At 63.5% G+C, this 18,244-nt stretch carries 16 protein-coding genes and 1 tRNA gene; 14 read left to right on the forward strand and 3 right to left on the reverse strand.

All coding sequences use genetic code 11. The features are described 5' to 3' along the window. The first annotated feature begins 25 nt into the window (after nt 1-25). Complete coding sequence (pheT, locus tag EN861_RS04235; RefSeq protein WP_135862534.1) at nt 26-2,434, forward strand: phenylalanine--tRNA ligase subunit beta; 2,409 nt, start codon at nt 26-28, stop codon at nt 2,432-2,434. A gap of 39 nt (nt 2,435-2,473) precedes the next feature. Continuing rightward, the gene (locus EN861_RS04240; protein WP_135862536.1) at nt 2,474-3,076 is read left to right on the forward strand and encodes a nucleotidyltransferase family protein; all 603 of its coding nucleotides are present in this window, start codon (nt 2,474-2,476) and stop codon (nt 3,074-3,076) included. A gap of 211 nt (nt 3,077-3,287) precedes the next feature. On the opposite strand, the gene EN861_RS04245 is transcribed toward EN861_RS04240, so the two are convergent. Beyond that, on the reverse strand, nt 3,288-4,283 hold the full coding sequence (locus EN861_RS04245; protein WP_127873317.1) for an aldo/keto reductase: 996 nt from the start codon (nt 4,281-4,283) through the stop codon (nt 3,288-3,290). A 96-nt stretch (nt 4,284-4,379) separates the two neighbouring features. On the opposite strand from EN861_RS04245, the gene EN861_RS04250 reads away from it, so the two are divergent. The 9 genes from EN861_RS04250 (at nt 4,380) to EN861_RS04290 (ending at nt 13,391) form a co-directional block, all read left to right on the forward strand. Beyond that, the gene (locus EN861_RS04250; RefSeq protein WP_135862538.1) at nt 4,380-5,270 is read left to right on the forward strand and encodes a LysR family transcriptional regulator; all 891 of its coding nucleotides are present in this window, start codon (nt 4,380-4,382) and stop codon (nt 5,268-5,270) included. A 59-nt stretch (nt 5,271-5,329) separates the two neighbouring features. Then, entirely contained in the window at nt 5,330-5,899 is a 570-nt protein-coding gene (locus EN861_RS04255) for a cytochrome b (RefSeq protein WP_135862540.1), read from the forward strand. Nucleotides 5,900-5,968: 69 nt separating this feature from the next. Further along, nucleotides 5,969-6,544 (forward strand): YceI family protein, encoded by a 576-nt coding sequence (locus EN861_RS04260; RefSeq protein WP_135862542.1) that lies wholly within the window; start codon nt 5,969-5,971, stop codon nt 6,542-6,544. Between the two features lie 114 nt (nt 6,545-6,658). After that, a complete protein-coding gene (locus tag EN861_RS04265; protein ID WP_135862544.1) occupies nt 6,659-7,645 on the forward strand; it encodes a Gfo/Idh/MocA family oxidoreductase in 987 nt (328 codons plus the stop codon). Nucleotides 7,646-7,749: 104 nt separating this feature from the next. Next, entirely contained in the window at nt 7,750-9,408 is a 1,659-nt protein-coding gene (locus EN861_RS04270) for an FAD-binding dehydrogenase (protein ID WP_135862546.1), read from the forward strand. A 221-nt stretch (nt 9,409-9,629) separates the two neighbouring features. Next, entirely contained in the window at nt 9,630-10,316 is a 687-nt protein-coding gene (locus tag EN861_RS04275) for a response regulator (RefSeq protein ID WP_135862976.1), read from the forward strand. 1 nt (nt 10,317) lies between these two features. After that, nucleotides 10,318-11,592, forward strand: a complete 1,275-nt coding sequence (locus EN861_RS04280) for an ATP-binding protein (protein WP_135862548.1) — start codon at nt 10,318-10,320, stop codon at nt 11,590-11,592. Nucleotides 11,593-11,695: 103 nt separating this feature from the next. Then, on the forward strand, nt 11,696-12,325 hold the full coding sequence (locus EN861_RS04285) for an isoprenylcysteine carboxylmethyltransferase family protein (RefSeq protein WP_189343551.1): 630 nt from the start codon (nt 11,696-11,698) through the stop codon (nt 12,323-12,325). A 226-nt stretch (nt 12,326-12,551) separates the two neighbouring features. Then, on the forward strand, nt 12,552-13,391 hold the full coding sequence (locus EN861_RS04290; RefSeq protein ID WP_135862552.1) for a DUF3313 domain-containing protein: 840 nt from the start codon (nt 12,552-12,554) through the stop codon (nt 13,389-13,391). Nucleotides 13,392-13,647: 256 nt separating this feature from the next. Here the strand turns inward: EN861_RS04290 and EN861_RS04295 are convergent. Together EN861_RS04295 and EN861_RS04300 are read right to left on the reverse strand one after the other, a co-directional pair. Then, nucleotides 13,648-13,724 (reverse strand) — tRNA-Arg (locus tag EN861_RS04295). A gap of 267 nt (nt 13,725-13,991) precedes the next feature. Then, entirely contained in the window at nt 13,992-15,479 is a 1,488-nt protein-coding gene (locus tag EN861_RS04300) for a HAMP domain-containing sensor histidine kinase (protein ID WP_127873310.1), read from the reverse strand. A 277-nt stretch (nt 15,480-15,756) separates the two neighbouring features. On the opposite strand from EN861_RS04300, the gene rpmH reads away from it, so the two are divergent. From rpmH to yidC, 3 genes are read left to right on the forward strand one after another with little or no spacing between them, the layout of a single operon-like run. Then, on the forward strand, nt 15,757-15,891 hold the full coding sequence (rpmH, locus tag EN861_RS04305) for a 50S ribosomal protein L34 (RefSeq protein WP_008833937.1): 135 nt from the start codon (nt 15,757-15,759) through the stop codon (nt 15,889-15,891). A 14-nt stretch (nt 15,892-15,905) separates the two neighbouring features. Beyond that, nucleotides 15,906-16,259 carry a ribonuclease P protein component gene (gene rnpA / locus EN861_RS04310; protein ID WP_127278550.1) on the forward strand — a complete coding sequence of 118 codons (354 nt, stop codon included), beginning with the start codon at nt 15,906-15,908 and terminating at the stop codon, nt 16,257-16,259. A gap of 14 nt (nt 16,260-16,273) precedes the next feature. Then, nucleotides 16,274-18,094 (forward strand): membrane protein insertase YidC, encoded by a 1,821-nt coding sequence (gene yidC, locus EN861_RS04315; RefSeq protein ID WP_135862554.1) that lies wholly within the window; start codon nt 16,274-16,276, stop codon nt 18,092-18,094. Nucleotides 18,095-18,244 lie beyond the last annotated feature (150 nt).

Here is an 18,244-nt window from a genome sequence, read left to right on the forward strand (position 1 = left end):
CCGCCAGCCATTACGGAACAGCCCAATGAAATTCACCCTCTCCTGGCTCAAGGATCACCTTGAAACCGACGCCACGCTGGCCGAGATCGTCGAGCGGCTGACCTCGATCGGCCTCGAGGTTGAGCATGTCGACGACAAGGCAGGCCTGAAACCCTTCGTCATTGCCAAGGTGTTGACGGCAGTGCAGCATCCCGACGCCGACCGGCTGCGGGTGCTGACCGTCGATACCGGTGACGCCAAGCCGCCGGTGCAGGTCGTCTGTGGCGCGCCCAACGCTCGCGCCGGCCTGATCGGCGCCTTCGCCGCGCCCGGCACCTATGTGCCCGGCATCGACGTCACTTTGGCGGTCGGCAAGATCAGGGGCATCGAAAGCCACGGCATGATGTGTTCCGAGCGCGAGCTGGAACTGTCCGACGAACATAATGGCATTATCGACCTGCCCGCGGATGCGCCGGTCGGCACCAGCTTTGCGTCCTATGCCCATCTCGACGATCCGGTCATCGAGATCAATCTGACGCCGAACCGGCCCGATGCCACCAGCGTCTTTGGCATCGCCCGGGATTTGGCGGCGAGCGGCCTCGGCCGCCTCGTCGGCGGCGCGATCATGCCGCACGTCGGCAGCGGCATGTGCCCCGTGAAGGTGACGATCGAGGCGCCGGAGCTTTGCCCGGGCTTCGCGCTCAGGCTGGTCAGGGGCGTCAAGAACGGGCCGTCGCCGAAATGGCTGCAGCAGCGGCTGATCGCCATCGGGCTGAGGCCGATCAGCGCGCTGGTCGACATTACCAATTACGTCACCTTCGACCGCGGCCGGCCGCTGCACGTCTTCGACGCCGCCAAGGTCGCCGGCAATCTGGTCGTGCGCCGCGCCAGGGATGGCGAAAAGGTCCAGGCGCTCGATGGGCGCGAGTACACGCTGACGCCGGAAATGTGCGTGATCGCCGACGATAATGGCGTCGAATCCATTGCCGGCATCATGGGCGGCGAGCATTCCGGCTGCGACGAGAACACGACGGACGTGCTGATCGAATCCGCTCTCTGGGACCCGATCACCACGGCCCGCACCGGCCGGACGCTCGGCATCATCACCGATGCACGCTATCGCTTCGAGCGCGGCGTCGACCCTGAATTCATGGTGCCGGGCGTCGAACTGGCGACCAAGCTGGTGATCGACTTCTGCGGCGGCACGCCCACGGAGACCGAGGTGGCCGGCTATGCCGGGCATCAGCCAAAGATCGTTTCCCTTCCGCTGTCGGAAGTGAAGCGGCTGACCGGCATCGAAGTGCCAAAGGCGGAGAGCCTCGACATCCTGTCGCGTCTCGGATTCCACGCGCAGGGATCGGGCGACGTCGTCGACGTGACCGTGCCTTCCTGGCGTCCCGATGTCGACGGCAAGGCCGATCTGGTCGAGGAGGTGATGCGCATCCATGGCGTCGACAACATCGCGCCGCAGCCGCTTGGCGCGCATGACATGGTCAACGGCAAGATCCTGACGACGCTGCAGATCCGCACCCGTGCCGCCAAGCGTTCGCTTGCCGTGCGCGGCATGATGGAGGCCGTCACCTGGTCGTTCATTCCGGCCAGGCACGCCGAACTGTTCGGCGGCGGCCAGACGGCGCTGAAACTCGCCAACCCGATCGCCGCCGACATGTCCGACATGCGGCCCTCGCTGCTGCCGGGGCTGATTTCGGCTGCGCAGCGCAATGCCGACAAGGGCATCGGCGACGTGGCGCTGTTCGAGGTCTCGGGCACCTATGAGGGCGATGGCGCCGACCAGCAGCGGCGCGTCGCCGCCGGCGTGCGCCGCGGCACGGCCAAGCTCGACGGCTCCGGCCGCAACTGGGCCGGCAATTCCGGTCCGGTCGGGGTGTTCGACGCCAAGGCCGACGCGGTCGCCGCACTCGAAGCCTGCGGCGCGCCGGTCGAACGGCTGCAGATCGAGGCCGGCGGACCGGCCTGGTATCATCCCGGCCGTTCCGGCACCATCAAGCTCGGTCCGAAGACCGTGCTCGGCACTTTCGGTGAGTTCCATCCGAAGACGCTGGAAGGGCTCGATGTCTCCGGGCCGCTATGCGGCTTCGAAGTGTTCGTCGACGCCGTGCCCGAGCCGAAGGCAAAGCCGACCAAGACCAAGCCGAAGCTGGAACTCTCCGCCTTCCAGGCGGTGAAGCGCGATTTTGCTTTCGTCGTGGACAAGGCGGTCGAGGCGGGCACGCTTGTTCGCGCCGCACTGGCCGCCGACAAGAAGCTGATCACCGGCGTCTCGGTCTTCGATATTTTCGAGGGTGGGTCGCTCGGAGCCGACAAAAAATCGATTGCCGTCGAAGTGTCTATCCAGCCGGTCGAGAAGACACTGACCGACGAGGATTTCGAGGCGCTGGCCAAGCGCATCGTCGAGAATGTCGGCAAGCAAACGGGTGGCGTGCTGCGGGGATAAAGGATTGCGGGTAGATGGCGAATCGCCCTCCAAAGGGTGATGAACCATCTGCGTCATTCCGGGCTCCCGTTTGAGAAACAACGAAGTGCGTTTCTCGGCATCGTCGAGGCTGATCCGCTGCTTGTCGAAACGCTGGCACGAGTGCGCGCGTTTGCCTTGCCGGATTGGCTGGTGGTTTCCGGCGCGCTCTACAACAGCGTCTGGAACCAGCTGACCGGCAAGTCGTCGGGCTACGGCATCAGGGATGTCGACCTCTTCTATTTCGACGACTCCGACCTGTCCTATGAGGCAGAGGACGCGGTGATCCGCCGGGCGGCTCGGTATTTCGAGGGACTGCCGCTGCCGGTCGAAGTGCGCAACCAGGCCCGCGTGCATCTGTGGTATCCGCAGAAGTTCGGACAGCCCTGCCCGCGTTATACGAGTTCCAGTGAGTCCGTCAGCTATTTCGCCTCGAAGACACATGCGGTCGGGGTGCGCTACGGCGCCGATGGGCAATTGGAGCTGGTGGCGCCGTTCGGACTCGACGACCTCTTCTCGTTTCGCATCACGCCGAACCGGGTGATGGACAACCAGCGGACGCATGAAGTGAAGGGTGCGCGGGCAAAGGAGAACTGGCCGGAGATTACGGTGGTGCCTTGGTAGGGCGCTGGCGCAAGGCGCCCCCCCTCTGGCCTGCCGGCCATCTCCCCCACTTGGGGGGAGATCGGCAGCTTGGCGGTCTCGCCCTCTTTCGACGTCGGCGATTGGCGAAGGCCGAAATGACATCCAATCTCCCCCCTGGTGGGGGAGATGTCCCGGAGGACAGAGGGGGCGCCTCGCGCCAGCGTCTGAAAGCTAGCGGATGCCGAAAAATCTACCCATTCACCAGCGTCAGCAGTTCCTCCGTATAGCGCTTGCCCATCACCTTATCCGGTGACAGCGCATCGCCGATCGCCGCCACCTCGGCCGCACTTAGCTCGATCGCGGCCGCCGCCGTGTTCTGCTCGAGATGGCGGATTTTTCGTGCACCAGGGATGGGGACAATAAAGTCGCCCTGGTGCAGCACCCAGGCCAGCGCCAGTTGCGCCGAGGTGACGCCCTTGTCGGCCGCCATCTTTTCCAGCGTGGCGATCACCTCGGCATTGGCGGCCATGGCATCGGCCTGGAAGCGCGGCAGGACACGGCGCCAGTCATCGTCGCTCAAGGTCTCCGGCTTGGCGATGGTGCCGGTGAGCAGGCCGCGGCCGAGCGGGCTGTAGGGCACGAAGCCGATGCCCAACTCGCGGCAGACAGCGAAGACATCGTCTTCAGGGTCGCGGCTCCACAGCGAATATTCGCTCTGCACGGCCGCGATCGGGTGTACGGCGTGTGCCCGGCGGATGGTGGCGGCGCTCGCCTCCGACAGGCCCAGCGCCCGCACCTTGCCCTCACGCACCAGCTCTGCCATGGCGCCGACCGTATCCTCGATCGGCACGTTCGGATCCACACGGTGCTGGTAGTAGAGGTCGATGACATCGGTGCCAAGCCGCTTCAGCGACGCCTCGGCAACAGCCTTGACGTGCTCGGGACGGCTGTCGACACCGGCCATGCGATCCATGCCGGTGCCTTCCTCCAGGATCTTGAAGCCGAATTTGGTCGCGATCGTCACCTTGCCGCGAACCGATTTCAGCGCCTTGCCGAGCAGGATCTCGTTCTCGAAGGGGCCGTAGACCTCCGCCGTGTCGAAGAAGGTGACACCGATCTCGACGGCGCGGTGCAAGGTGGCGATCGCCTCGGCCTCCGGCTGGCCGCCATAGGCAAAGCTCATGCCCATGCAACCAAGGCCGACCGGAAAGACTTCGAGTTCAGTACCGAGTTTGCGGGTTTTCATCACGCGTCTCCTTGTTGTGATGCGGCAGAAATAATGCCTTGCGGTCCGTTCGATAATCGGCTCTTCTTAGTACGGGTCGTTCCAAGAAATAGATCAATGAACCGAGCGCATCTCTCACAGCTTGCGGTGCTGGCAACCGTTGCCCAATGCGGCAGTTTTCGCGGCGCGGCCAGGGAACTGGCGATCGCGCCTTCGGCGGTCAGCCACGCAGTCTCCAGCCTGGAAGCACGGCTTGGCGTGCGCCTTTTGGCGCGCAGCACGCGCAGCGTCGCTCCGACCGAGGAAGGCGCACGGCTGCTTGAACGGTTGCGGCCGGCGCTGTCCGAGATCGACCTGGCGCTGGAAACGGCCGTCGAGGCGCGCGACCGGCCTGCCGGCAATCTGCGGCTGACCGTCCCGCGCACGGCTGCGCATCTGACGCTGACGCCGCGGCTCGGCGCCTTTGCCGCCGCCTATCCCGAGATCGTGCTGGAGATCGTCATCGAGGACCGCTTCACCGACGTGGTCGAAGGCGGTTTCGACGCCGGCGTGCGGCTCGGCGAAAGCCTGCAGCGCGACATGATCGCGGTGCGCATCGGGCCCGATCTTCGCGGCGCCGTCGTCGGCGCGCCGTCCTATTTCGCGACGATGCCGAAACCTCGCCATCCGCGCGAGCTTGCCGACCATCGCTGCATCCGCTTCCGTTTCTCCAGCGGCGTCCTCTACCGCTGGGAATTCGAGAAGGACGGCGAGGAGATCGAAATTGCCGCGCAAGGACCGCTGATCCTCGACGAGGACCATCTGATCGCCCAGGCGGCGGTCGACGGCGCCGGGCTCGCCTTCGTCTTCGAGGACTATGTCCGCGCGCCGCTCGCCGACGGCCGGCTGATCCGCGTGCTGGAGGACTGGTGCCCGCCCTTTGAGGGATTCTTCGTCTATTACCCCAGCCGCCGTCAGATGCGGCCGGCGCTGAGGGCTTTCGTCGATTTCTTCAGGGTGAGCGGGTAGGCAACTCTGCCCCTTGGCGGCAAGGGGAAGAAAGCTGACCGCGCCATCGTTCGCCTCCCATGCAGACCATCACCAACACCACGACCCGCTATGGCTGGGCAACCATCGTCCTCCACTGGCTGATCGGGATCATCTTCATCGGCCAGTTCACACTCGGCTTCGTCATGGTCAGGACCCAGAGCCAGCGTACCGCCTTCGAGCTGATCCAGCTGCACAAATCACTGGGCTTTCTGCTGCTTGGGCTCATCATCCTGCGTATCGCCTGGCGGCTCGGCAACGCCGCACCGCCCTTGCCGCCTTCTGTCGGCGCCCTGGAGCGCCGCTCCGCGCCGTTGGCGCATCTGGCGCTCTATGTCTTCCAGCTGGCCCTGCCTCTGTCCGGCTGGGCGCTGGTTTCGGTCTCGACGCTGGAAATCCCCAGCATGCCGTTCAACCTGTTCGTCATGCCCAACCTGTCGCTGCCCGAATCCGACGCCGCCGAAAGTTTTTGGGCGTCGGCGCACTGGTATCTCGCCTATGCCGGCATCGCGCTGGTTGCGCTGCATGTCTGCGCGGCCCTGCGCCACCATTTCCTGCTGCGCGACAGCGTGCTGACACGCATGATCACGCCTTCGTCAACCGGGGAATAGAACGGGCCTTGATCTCGTTGGTGCGGTGAGGACGCGAGAGAGCGTTGCCTCCGAACAAGGAACAATCCAATGCGTGCGCGAATCCTCGGATTGGCGGCTGCCGCCGCCTGTCTTGCCATGCCCGTCAATGCGGCAGTCGTACTCGGCGATGCCACCGGCAGCTATACGATCAGCCAGGCTGGTTCCGCGATCCGCTTCACCATCGGCAAGGCCGGCGGCGGCGGCTTCGATGGCGCCTTTGCCCGTTTCAAGGGCACGATCCGCATCGACAACAATGATGTCGGGCGCTCGAAAGTCGACCTCACCATCTATCCCGAAAGTGTCGGCACCGGCCAGGGCCGCATCGATGCCTTCCTGCGCTCCGACGCGGTGTTCGATGCGACCAACAGTCCCGAAATCCAGTTCCGCTCGACAAGCGTGAGCCGGACCGGTGACACGACGGCGCTCGTCACCGGCCGGCTGACGGCGCGCGGCAAGACGTTTCCGGAAAAATTCACCGCCGATCTCGACGGGTTGAAGGGCGGGACGATCAAATTCCATGTCACCGGCAAGGTGCTGCGCTCGCGCTACGGCATGGATGTCGGCACGCCGCTCTATTCCAACGTCGTCGATTTCGACATGACGCTGACCGGGAGAAGGGGCTAGGCGCGACCTGGTTCCTCGCCACAGCTTCGTGGGGCGGGGGACAGAGCACCCGCATTGGCTTTTCCGGCGATTTCGGGCAAACCTCCTTGCCTGTAACCGACAAGGAGAAGCGCGATGTTCCGATGGGGTGTGTTGTCGACGGCAAAGATCGGCCGCGAGCAGTTGTTGCCGGCAATCGTCGAGGCGGAGAACGGCGTGCTGTGGGCGATCGCCAGCCGCGACCTGTCGAAGGCCAAGGCATTGGGCGACCGCTTCGGCGCGCGCCATGCCTTCGGCTCCTATGAGGAGCTGCTCGCTTCCGACCAAGTCGACGGCGTCTATATCCCCTTGCCGACGTCGCAGCATGTCGAATGGACGGCCAAGGCCATCGAGGCCGGCAAGCATGTGCTGGTCGAAAAACCGCTGGCGCTCGACGCCAAGAACATCGCGCCCCTGATCAAGCTGCGTGACGCCAAGAAGGTGCTGGTCTGCGAAGCCTTCATGGTCATCTACCATCCGCAATGGATCAAGGTGCGTGATCTCATCGCCAGCGGCGCCATCGGCCGGCTGCGCCATGTGCAGGGCGCGTTCTCCTACTACAATGTCGATCCCAACAACATGCGCAACAAGCTCGATCTCGGCGGCGGCGCGCTGCCCGACATCGGCGTCTACCCGACCGTGTCGACGCGCTTTTCGACCGGCAAGGAGCCGCTGCGCGTACAGGCGACGATCGAGCGCGACAGGACATTCGGCACCGACATCTATTCCTCGATCCGCGCCGATTTCGGCGATTTCGAACTGTCCTTCTACCTGTCGACCCAGATGGCGGCACGCCAGGTGATGGTGTTCCATGGCGAGAAGGGTTTCATCGAAGTGTTCTCGCCCTTCAATGCCGGGCTGTACGACCATCACCGCGTCGAACTGCACAACCAGAATCACACCGAGGCGCAGGTCTTCCGCTTTCCCGGCACGCAGCAATACAGGCTCGAGGTCGAGACCTTCGCGCGGGCGGCGCAGGGCGGTAAGGAGCGGGTCTTCACGCTGGAAGAATCCGTGCTCAACCAGAAAGTCATCGACGCCATCTTCCGCGCCGGCGACACGGGCGGCTGGGAGACCGTCTGAGCCATTGTTTGACGCAATTCCCTTGGGAAAGCGCTACGCGCTTTTCCCGGGAAAACCGCCTCACACTTTTCCTGGAATTGCTTGCTTAGCCGGTTGGAGGAAAAATGGCTGACGATGCGGATGTCATCATTGTCGGCGCCGGCCTTGCCGGGCTGGTTGCGGCCGCCGAGCTTGCCGAGGCCGGCAAGAAAATCATCATCGTCGACCAGGAGCCGGAGCAATCGCTGGGCGGCCAGGCGTTCTGGTCGTTCGGCGGGCTTTTCCTCGTCGATTCCCCGGAGCAGCGGCGCATGCGCATCCGCGACTCCCATGATCTGGCGCTCGAGGACTGGATGGGCACCGCCGCTTTCGACCGGCCGGAGGATTTCTGGCCGCGCAAATGGGCGGAGGCCTATGTCGGCTTTGCCGCCGGCGAGAAGCGCTCCTGGCTCCTGCAGCGCGGCCTGAAATTCTTTCCTGTCGTCGGCTGGGCCGAACGCGGCGGCGGCAATGCCATCGGCCATGGCAATTCGGTGCCGCGCTTCCACATCACCTGGGGGACCGGTCCCGGCGTGCTAGAGCCGTTCGTCCAACGCGTGCGCGAGGCGCAAAAGCGCGGATTGATCGACTTCAGGTTCCGCCATCGGGTCAATGAGCTGACGCGGATGGGTGCGGCCGTGACCGGCGTGCGTGGCGACATCCTGCAGCCGAGCACTGTCGAGCGTGGCCACAAGAGTTCGCGCGATGTGTCAGGCGACTTCGAACTGCATGCCCAGGCGGTGATCGTCGCCTCCGGCGGCATTGGCGCCAACCATCAGCTTGTCCGCGAGAATTGGCCCAAGCGGCTGGGCACGGCACCGAAGCGCATGATCACCGGCGTGCCCGACCATGTCGATGGTCGCATGCTGGCCATATCGGAACAGGCCGGCGGCTCGATCATCAACCGCGACCGTATGTGGCACTATGTCGAGGGCATCAAGAACTGGGCGCCGATCTGGACCGATCATGCCATCCGCATCCTGCCCGGACCGTCCTCGCTGTGGCTCGATGCCCGGGGAAAACGCCTGCCGGTGCCGCTTTATCCCGGTTTCGACACGCTGGGCACGCTCAGCCACATCATGAGTACCGGCTTCGATTATTCCTGGTTCATCCTGACCAGGAAAATCATCCAGAAGGAATTCGCGCTGTCGGGCTCGGAACAGAACCCCGATCTGACGGGAAAAAGCTGGCGCCAGGTGCTCGGCCGCGCCACGTCGGGCATCCCCGGTCCCGTCAAGGCGTTCATGGAAAAGGGCGAGGATTTCATCGTCGAGGCCGATCTTTCGAAGCTGGTGGCGCGCATGAACGCGCTGGCCGGCGGCGAACCGCTGCTCGATGTAGCAGGGGTCGAGCGCGAGATCCGCGCCCGCGACATGCAGCTCGACAATCCGTTCTCCAAGGACATGCAGATCACCGCGCTGCGCGGCGCGCGCGCCTATCTCGGCGACCGGCTGATCCGCACGGCAAAGCCGCACAAGCTGCTCGACCCGGCGAACGGACCGCTGATCGCGGTGCGCCTCAACATCCTGACCCGCAAGACGCTGGGCGGCCTGCAGACCGATCTCGACAGCCGCGTGCTAGGTCCCACCGGCCAACCGGTACCGGGCCTCTATGCTGTCGGTGAAGCCGCCGGTTTCGGCGGCGGCGGCGTGCACGGCTACGCGGCGCTCGAAGGCACGTTCCTGGGTGGCTGCGTCTTCTCGGGCCGCAGCGCCGGCCGAGCGGCGGCACGCTCGGTGGGGTGAGATGGCGGCGTCTTGCAGGCGCTTTGGCCAGGCATGGCAAGGCCGACGCCATCGGCCGTGCAACCGACGAACCGCAGGGTGGTTGAACGCGACCCGTGTCGCCGCTCCATGCTTGGCCGGGTGAACGTTAAACGCAGTCAAGTTGTGTTAAGTTGGGTAAAATCCCGCCGCCCGCCCGCATTTGTGCCTTAGGGGCCGGCATGAATGACGGACGGAGTGGAATGAACAAGGTCCTCCTCATCGACGACGATGTCGAGTTGACGACGCTGCTGCAGGAATACCTGGTCGAAGAAGGGTATGACGTGGCGACAGGCACGGACGGCGGCACGGCGATTGCCGCCGCCGCGCGCAACGCGGCGGACCTGATCGTGCTCGATATCATGATGCCCCGAATGAACGGTATCGAGGTCCTGCAAAGGATCAGGAAGCTGAGCCAGGTTCCGGTGCTGCTACTCACGGCGAGAGGCGATGACATCGACCGGATATCGGGCCTTAACCTCGGTGCCGACGACTATGTGACAAAACCCTGTTCGCCGGGAGAGCTCGCGGCCAGAGTGCGTGCGATCCTTCGCCGTGCGAACCAGCCTGCGGTCGGCGCGTCCACTGACACGCTGAGAGCGGGACCGCTGGTGATCCATCCGGGCAACAGAACCGCCGAATGGGATGGGCAGCTGCTAGAGCTTACCGGTACGGAGTTCAGCCTGCTCGAAGTTCTCGCTCGCCATGCCGGTCAGTTGGTGCCGAAGCAAGACATCTCGAAACGGGCTTTTGGAAAGCCGCTAGCCCCGTTCGATCGCCGCATCGACGTCCATATCAGCAGCGTGCGTCAGAAGCTCGGCCTCAGGGACGATGGACAGTCATGGATAAGGTCTGTTCGCGGCCAAGGCTATCAACTTCTTTTGGACTGACATGCCCCGGCTGTTCAAGAAGTTCTTCGCGATAACCTGGCTGACGCTTGCCGCGTCCGTCGCGATCATAGTCCTAACGCTCGACTTCTTTCAGACGCTTCCTTCCGCTTCGAAACTGGAACGCCAGAAGCAGGAAGTCGTCCTCGACCTGACTGAAAACCTCCTTGTCAAGGACGGTGAAGATGCCGCTCGGCGCTTTGCCCGTGCAAGCGAGGACACGGTGCCGGTCGGCCTCACGATCTCCGAGATCGCGGGATCCGGCGCATGCACCGATAGGAGCACGGCGGAGACAAGAACCGTCCTGAAGGACGGGAGTTGCTACCGGATCTCCGTGCCTCGGCAATACAGCGTCATTCTCGACAAGCTTGGTCCGTTCGTACCAGGGCTCGGTATTCTGATTTCGAGCGCGATATCGGCGGCCGCGCTCGCCCGATATCTCATTCGTCCCGTCGTGCACCTTCGCGACGGCCTGAGCGCGCTCGCCCATGGCCGCTTCGACGTCCGCATCGGACACAAGATGGCGGGCCGGAAGGACGAGGTCTCCGCGCTCGCGCATGATTTCGATTCTAGCGCCGCGCGGTTGCAGGAGCTGCAGGAGGCACAGCAGAGACTTTTCCACGACGTGTCCCATGAGCTGCGCTCCCCGCTGTCACGTCTGCAAGCCGTTGGGGGTGTCCTTCGGCAGAGTCCGGGCAAACTCGATGCCATGCTGGATCGCATGGACCGGGAGATCGAACGGCTCGATGCGCTGGTCGGCGAAGTGCTGACGCTCGCCAGGCTGACGGCCGGTTCCCGCCTCCCTCTGTCGACACAGAGGCTGGACGTCATCGATCTCCTGAACGAAATCCTGAGCGACGCGGCGTTCGAAGCCCAGGCACGCCAGGTTTCGATCACCACCAATGTCGACGACAGCTTTCTTGCCGAGGTCGAAGGCGAGCTGATCTGCCGGGCGCTGGAAAACGTCATTCGCAACGCTGTCAAATACACCGCCGAACATTCGCAAATCATCGTGCAATGCGAGACCACGGAACACCTCCTCAAGGTGTGCGTCGTGGATCAGGGGCCGGGCGTCAGGCGAGACGAACTCGAACGAATCTTCCAGCCATTCTCCCGCGGCAACGACGCGGCACCCAGAGGCGGGTACGGTCTTGGCCTTGCGATCGCGAGACAGGCAATCGAGCGCCATGGCGGGCGCGTATACGCGTCGCTGCCGGACATCGGCGGCTTGGCCATCATGCTGGAGATTCCTCGGCAGCCGGCCAACGATCGAGGTTGATGGCAAGGTTTACCCAACTTTACACTGCCTTTACCGCCATTAACGCTGGCATCGCTAAAGCTGGACCGCGACCCCGGTTCTTCAAATGCGAGAGAGTGGACTGATGTCGGTGACCACGACGGTGTTTCAGCAGGGCAAGAGGATGCGGCTCCTCTGGCTGGCCGTGCCATTACTTTTGACGCCGGTCCTATTGTCGCAGAGCGCCTGGCCGCCGGAGACTCTTCCTCGCCAAGGCATGGAGCTTATTGGCTCCGCATTTATCATCATATGTGTCGCCGGTCGGTGCTGGGCATCGCTGTATATAGGCGGACGCAAGAACCGGGAACTCATAACGAACGGCCCTTATAACCACACCCGCAATCCGCTGTACTTCTTTTCTTCCCTGGGGCTTGCCGGCATCGGCCTGATTTTCGGGTCAGTGGCGATTGCGGCCTTCTACTTCCTGTTTGGGTATCTGGTATTCGCTTATGTCTCAGGCCGCGAATCGATTGCTCTTGACGGGCTTTTTGGCGATGCCTACCGGGAATATTGCCATGAGGTGCCCGCCTTCCTCCCTCGCTTCGGACGAAGCGTTGGCGACGTCGCGCATCAATTGCCCAGGACGTTCAACCCGGTTGCGCTGAAGCGTACCGCTATCGACAGTTCCTGCTTTCTCCTTGCAATCCCCGGGTCCGAACTCATCGAGTCGTTGCAATCCGCAAAGCTCCTCAAACCAATACTGCACCTCTTTTGATGGCTGGGCTGCCGGCCCGATGAAACAAGTTTCCTCCGGCCCGCGTACGGTTCTGAGGCGAAACGCCCCGCTGGCCGCACCATCACGCTGGCGCTTCCGGCGACGTATGCGCCGGCTGAAGATCCGTGCCGATCGTGGGTTTTACCCAACTTTACACTGCCTTTACCGCGATTAACGCTGGGGCCGCTAGAGCTGAACCCATGATGCCGGTTCAGACGATTTGACAATGATCCTGAAGCTTCGACGACTTGAAATGCGGCCGCGAGCAGCGCTCTGCGCGGCCCTGTGGTTGTCCGCGTGCACGAGTGTGCCCTTGCCCCAGGGCACGTCCCTCAGTTCCTACGCCGGAATGAGCCCATCCACGGGCATCCTCGCAAAAGCGAGATTGCGTGTGGATCCGGCGCCGTTGCTCGCCGCACAGACCGTGCGCATTGTACCGACCGCGACGCAGATCGGCAGCAGTGGCTTCGATCCCAAAGACCTGGCGCTCGTCGCCAACGCGGTCGACCGGGCGCTCTGCACTGACCTTAGCGACCGCTTCCAGGTCGTGGCCCCGAGCCTGCCGGCGGACCTCATCGTCCACGCTACCGTCACCGACATCGTTGCGACCAATCGTACGGCGGCGGCGGGTTCCGTCGTTGCGTCGCTCGGCGCCTCGGTGGCGGGGCTCGGCGTTCCAGTCCCCCGGCTTCCGATCGGCCTCGGCGGCCTGGCCATCGAGGCCGAGGCCGTCGACAAGGACAGTTCCCAGAAGGCAGCCATGCTCTGGTCGCGCGGTGCAAACATAATCACGACCAAGGCTCGGGTGTCCACGGTGGGGGATGCGTATTCCCTCTCTTCGGCCTTCGCCGCTGACTTCAGCCGCATGCTGCTCAAGGGCAAGGACCCGTTCAAGGGAATGCCGGCGATACCATCGATGCAAAGACTGCGGGCCTCGCTCGGCGGTGATCCGAAATACGATGCCTGCAAGGCGTTCGGAACGGCTCCCGGCATTCCGGGAATGGTCGCCGCCCGCTTCGGCCTGCCGCCCACCTGGACCGACAAGGGCGCCGCGGTCTCCCGCTAGCGATAGCGGATATTTGTCGCGAGAAGCGGCGCACTGCCGCACTTCGAGCAATCTAGAGCCGTTCCAGGAAAAGCGTGTAGCGGCTTTCCGTCCGGAATTGCGTAAAAACAAAGAGTTAGAAGAAGCACGTCCAAGATTGGCAGCGGCGGCGGTCGCAATCATGGATCATGGGATCGAGTTCGGAACTGCTGCGAACCCTCGTTGCCGCTTCCAGCGAAGAATCGGCGGCGTCGGCGCTCATAGTTCTGTACCGAAATGGCGCGCCCGAAGAGATTCGAACTCCTGACCCCCAGATTCGTAGTCTGGTGCTCTATCCAGCTGAGCTACGGGCGCGCATCAGGCCATGTTTTCGACGGCCCCGCGATCCGATCCGAAAGACCGGCCGCGAATGTGTGCAGTTCCCTAACGACTGAATTTGCGAAAAGCAAGCCGATCCGGCAAAAGTTTTGTCGCAAGCCTGTCATCCAGCGATGCCGGCGCCGATCCTGGCACTTCGAGCCGTGGGATCAGCCTGAATCCAGACGGCGGACAATCGGACAAGGTCAGGGAAGAGCGACGGGTCCGGAAGGCCAGTAATCCTCAGCAAACGGCCGGAAGCCGTCAGGCCGGGCGGCGCAGGCTGCCACGGGCCTGGTCGAGGCGCACCGGCTGGTCGGGGATGGTGACGGCGAATGTCGTGCGCCCGCCAATCGACTCGACCAACTCCACAGTGCCGCCATGCGCGCGGATCAGTTCATGCGCGATGGCCAGGCCAAGGCCGGTGCCGCCGCTGCGCGCGGAGCCGCGGAAGGCCGCGAACAGGTTTTCGCGCGCCTTCGGCGGCAGGCCGGGGCCGGTGTCGGTGACGGCGATGCGGCTGACACTGCCCATGCGCTCGGCCGAGACCGCCAGCCGCCGCACGACGGCGCTTTCGGTGTCGGCCGCCATCGCCTGCACCGCGTTGCGGCAAAGGTTGGTGAGCACCCGGAACAGCTGGTCGGAATCGGCGTCCACCTCGAAAGCCGTCTCGACGGCGTTGATGAACTCGATGCCCTCCTCGATCGCCAGCAGGCCGTGCACGTCCTCGACAAGCTGGCGCAGCCGCACCCTGCGGCGCGAGGGCGGCGGCTCCTGCGTGCGGCCGTAATGAAGCACGCCCTCCGAATAGGCGACGGCGCGGTCGAGCGCGCGCACCAGTTTCGGCGCGAAGGCCTGCACGGTCGGATCCTTGACCTGGCGCAGGCGGTCCGACAGCAGCTGGGCCGAGGCCAGAATGTTGCGCATATCGTGATTGATCTTCGATACGGCGAGGCCGAGGTCGGCCAGATGCTTCTGCTCGGCCAGCATCTTTTGCAGCCGCTCCTGCATCTGCGACAGTTCGCGTTCGGCCACGCCGATCTCGTCGGCGCGATCGGCGGGGTGAATGATCCGCCCAGGATCGTCGGGGGCCTGGGAAAAGGACAGCATCGAACGCGTCATGGTGCGGATCGGGCCGATCATGATCAGGTCGATCGCGGCATAAACCAGCATGGCGGTGAACAGCGAGATCAGGAGCGAGACGAAGGCGACGTTGCGCGAATAGATGAGCATGGCCTTGCGCAGGGAGTAGTCCGGCATGATCAGCTCGAACTCCTTGTCGCTGTCGCCGACCGGTCCAAAAACCCGCAGCATCCTGTCGCCGCCGAAAAACAGCGTGTCCAGCGCGCCGGTCATGCCCTTGACCATGCCGACGCTGGCGAGATCGATGTGTTCGTCGACCTGTGGCGGCATGTCGGCCACCACCAGAAGCCGCGAGACACCGCCGTCGCGCACCGCGATCGCCTTGGCGCCGATGGCCATCAGCACGTCGTTCTGGGCCGTGCGCGACAGCGAGGTCGACTCGCCCTGCACCAGCACGATCGACACGGCGGCGGCCGTGCTCAGCCTCTCCTTGAGCCAGCTCAACCTATAGCTGGCGATCCAGGGCAGGAAGATCAGCACTTCGGCCAGCAGCACGAAAACGATGGTGAGCAGCAGCAGCTTCGTCGACAAACCGCGCGACAGGGGTACCGTGCGGACGGCGGCTGATGCCGTTCCGGTCCCTTCCCCTGCTTGGCTGGCTTCGCTCATGCGACTCGATCTTCACAATCACTTGATCAGCCAAGATTAGGCGATTACGGCTTTTTTGCCAATTTCTCCCTTGGTCGGAAAAATAGATGCTCCAAAAGAGGTGCGTCTTTAGCGCGCCGACGCCGGATTGACTTCCAAAACCCTTCTTTCTATAAGCCCGCTCACGCTCGGGCCATTCGTCCCGGCGCGGTTTCGATCGCGCCAAAACCGGCCCGGCAAAGCTCCTGTTACAAAGTGACAGAATCAAGAAGGGCCGCACCCCGCGGTATTAAAACAAATGAAGCGTACCTACCAACCGTCCAAACTCGTCCGCAAACGCCGGCACGGCTTCCGTGCTCGCATGGCCACCAAGGGTGGTCGTGGCGTCGTCGCAGCTCGCCGCAACCGCGGCCGCAAGCGGCTCAGCGCCTAAGCGAGACGAGATCGTTGCCCGCAACCGGCAAGCCAGTGGGGCAAAATCCCAAGCGGCTTCTGAAACGCGCGGAATTCCTGGCCGTCCGTCGTGGTGAAAAGCGACGCGGACGGTTTTTCCTCGTCGAGGTCCTCGACCGCGGCGACGGCGGGGTGCCGCGCGTCGGCTACACCGTTACCAAGAAGGTCGGCAACGCTGTTGTGCGCAACCGCGTCAGGCGGCGGCTGAAAGAGGCCGTCCGCGTCCATGCCGCAGATGACATGGTGCCCGGCAATGATTATGTCATCGTCGGGCGCGATGATGCGCTGCGCGCCCCCTTCGGCCAGTTGAAGGCCGAACTCTCCCGCCGGATTCGCGGAACACGATAGGCCAAGGGCTCTCGATGGAAAACAACCGGAACTTCTTCATCACCATCGCCCTGTCGGTGCTGATCCTGGCGCTGTGGCAGTATTTTTATGTCCTGCCGCGCAGCGAGCAGCAACGCGAGGCGGCTCGCATCGAGCAGCAGCGCGTCGAGGACCAGAAGAAGGCGGCCGATGCCGCCAATCCGGGCGCATCGACGCCGGCGCCGGGCACCACGGCCCCGGGTGCCATTCCCAACGCCCCCGGCGGTGACATCGTCACCGCGGCCGGCCGCGACCAGGCGCTGGCGGCTTCCAGGCGCGTCAAGATCGACACGCCGAGCCTCGAGGGCTCGATCAATCTGACCGGCGCGCGGCTCGACGACCTCAAGCTCAAGCACTACACCGAGACCGTCGACAAGAATTCGCCCGAGATCGAACTGCTCAACCCGCAGGCGCTGCCCACCGGCTATTTCGCCGAGATCGGCTTTGTCGGCAACGACAAGACCGGAACGGTGCCGGGCGCGGAAACGGCGTGGACGGTCGACGGCAATCCGACACTGACGCCGTCGACGCCGGTGACGCTCACCTACACCAACGACAAGGGCCTGACCTTCAAGCGCACCTTCTCCGTCGATAGCGACTACATGTTCACGGTTTCGGACACGGTGCAGAATTCGGGCAGCAGCGCCGTTTCGCTGTTCAACTATGGCCGCGTCACGCGATACGACAAGCCGGCCGTTGCCAGTACCTACGTGTTGCATGAAGGTTTGATCGGCGTCACCGGCACCGAGGGCTTGGCCGAATATAAATACGCCAAGATCGAATCTGAAAAGCAGGTCACCCCGGGCAAGTCGACCGACGGCTGGCTCGGCATCACCGACAAATACTGGGCCGTGACGCTCGTGCCGACCGAAAAGCAGCCTTTCCAGCCACGCTATGCCTTTTTCGAGGATGGTCGCCATCGCTATCAGTCCGACTTCCTGACCGATGCAATCAATGTCGACGCCGGCCAATCCGCAACAGTCGAGACGGAGATCTTCGCTGGGGCCAAGGAAGTTGCCAAGATCAACGCATATGAGACTGACCGTCACATTCGCCAGTTCAACTTGGTGATCGACTGGGGATATTTCTATTTCATCACCAAGCCGATGTTCTGGCTCATCGACACGCTCTACAAATTCTTCGGAAATTTCGGCCTGGCGATCCTGGCCACCACGGTCATCGTCAAGGCCATCTTCTTCCCGCTCGCCAACAAGTCCTACGCGTCGATGGCGAACATGAAGAAGGTGCAGCCCAAGATGCTCGAGATTCGCGAGAAATACGCGGACGACAAGATGAAGCAGCAGCAGGCTATGATGGAGCTGTACAAGACCGAAAAGATCAATCCGCTCGCCGGCTGCTGGCCGGTGGCGCTGCAGATCCCGGTCTTCTTCTCGCTCTACAAGGTGCTCTACATCACAATCGAGATGCGGCACGCGCCGTTCTTCGGCTGGATCCAGGATCTGGCAGCGCCCGATCCGACCTCGCTGTTCAACCTGTTCGGCCTCGTTCCGGTCACCCTGCCGCACATGCTGATGATCGGCGTCTGGCCACTGATCATGGGCGTCACCATGTTCCTGCAGATGCGCATGAACCCGACGCCGCCGGATCCGACGCAGGCCGCGATCTTCACCTGGATGCCCGTCATCTTCACCTTCATGATGGCCGGGTTCCCGGCGGGTCTGGTCATCTACTGGGCCTGGAACAACACGCTGTCGATCCTGCAGCAGGGCGTGATCATGAAGCGCCAGGGCGCCAAGATCGAGCTGTGGGACAATCTGGTGGCGCTGTTCCGCAAGAAACCTTCGCCGGCCGAATAGCCGGCACCTTCCCTCCTCAAAAGGCCCGGCTTGTCCGGGCCTTTTTGTTTGCACCAGGTATCGCTTCACGATCCCGTGATCGGCGAAACTGCAATCACGCGCGGGGCGTGACTGCGTGTGCGTTTCCAAAGGCTATCAATCCCGATCAGC

The sequence above is a fragment of the Mesorhizobium sp. M8A.F.Ca.ET.218.01.1.1 genome (assembly GCF_004791165.1).
Taxonomy (GTDB): domain Bacteria; phylum Pseudomonadota; class Alphaproteobacteria; order Rhizobiales; family Rhizobiaceae; genus Mesorhizobium.

Coding starts and splice junctions, on each gene's coding strand:
- EN861_RS04290 (WP_135862552.1), top strand. CDS start 12,552: ATGATCCTGAAGCTTCGACGACTTGAAATGCGGCCGCGAGCAGCGCTC.
- EN861_RS04275 (WP_135862976.1), top strand. CDS start 9,630: ATGAACAAGGTCCTCCTCATCGACGACGATGTCGAGTTGACGACGCTG.
- EN861_RS04280 (WP_135862548.1), top strand. CDS start 10,318: ATGCCCCGGCTGTTCAAGAAGTTCTTCGCGATAACCTGGCTGACGCTT.
- EN861_RS04270 (WP_135862546.1), top strand. CDS start 7,750: ATGGCTGACGATGCGGATGTCATCATTGTCGGCGCCGGCCTTGCCGGG.
- EN861_RS04255 (WP_135862540.1), top strand. CDS start 5,330: ATGCAGACCATCACCAACACCACGACCCGCTATGGCTGGGCAACCATC.
- EN861_RS04260 (WP_135862542.1), top strand. CDS start 5,969: ATGCGTGCGCGAATCCTCGGATTGGCGGCTGCCGCCGCCTGTCTTGCC.
- rpmH (WP_008833937.1), top strand. CDS start 15,757: ATGAAGCGTACCTACCAACCGTCCAAACTCGTCCGCAAACGCCGGCAC.
- EN861_RS04250 (WP_135862538.1), top strand. CDS start 4,380: ATGAACCGAGCGCATCTCTCACAGCTTGCGGTGCTGGCAACCGTTGCC.
- pheT (WP_135862534.1), top strand. CDS start 26: ATGAAATTCACCCTCTCCTGGCTCAAGGATCACCTTGAAACCGACGCC.
- EN861_RS04245 (WP_127873317.1), bottom strand. CDS start 4,283: ATGAAAACCCGCAAACTCGGTACTGAACTCGAAGTCTTTCCGGTCGGC.
- EN861_RS04240 (WP_135862536.1), top strand. CDS start 2,474: ATGAACCATCTGCGTCATTCCGGGCTCCCGTTTGAGAAACAACGAAGT.
- EN861_RS04265 (WP_135862544.1), top strand. CDS start 6,659: ATGTTCCGATGGGGTGTGTTGTCGACGGCAAAGATCGGCCGCGAGCAG.
- EN861_RS04285 (WP_189343551.1), top strand. CDS start 11,696: ATGTCGGTGACCACGACGGTGTTTCAGCAGGGCAAGAGGATGCGGCTC.
- EN861_RS04300 (WP_127873310.1), bottom strand. CDS start 15,479: ATGAGCGAAGCCAGCCAAGCAGGGGAAGGGACCGGAACGGCATCAGCC.
- yidC (WP_135862554.1), top strand. CDS start 16,274: ATGGAAAACAACCGGAACTTCTTCATCACCATCGCCCTGTCGGTGCTG.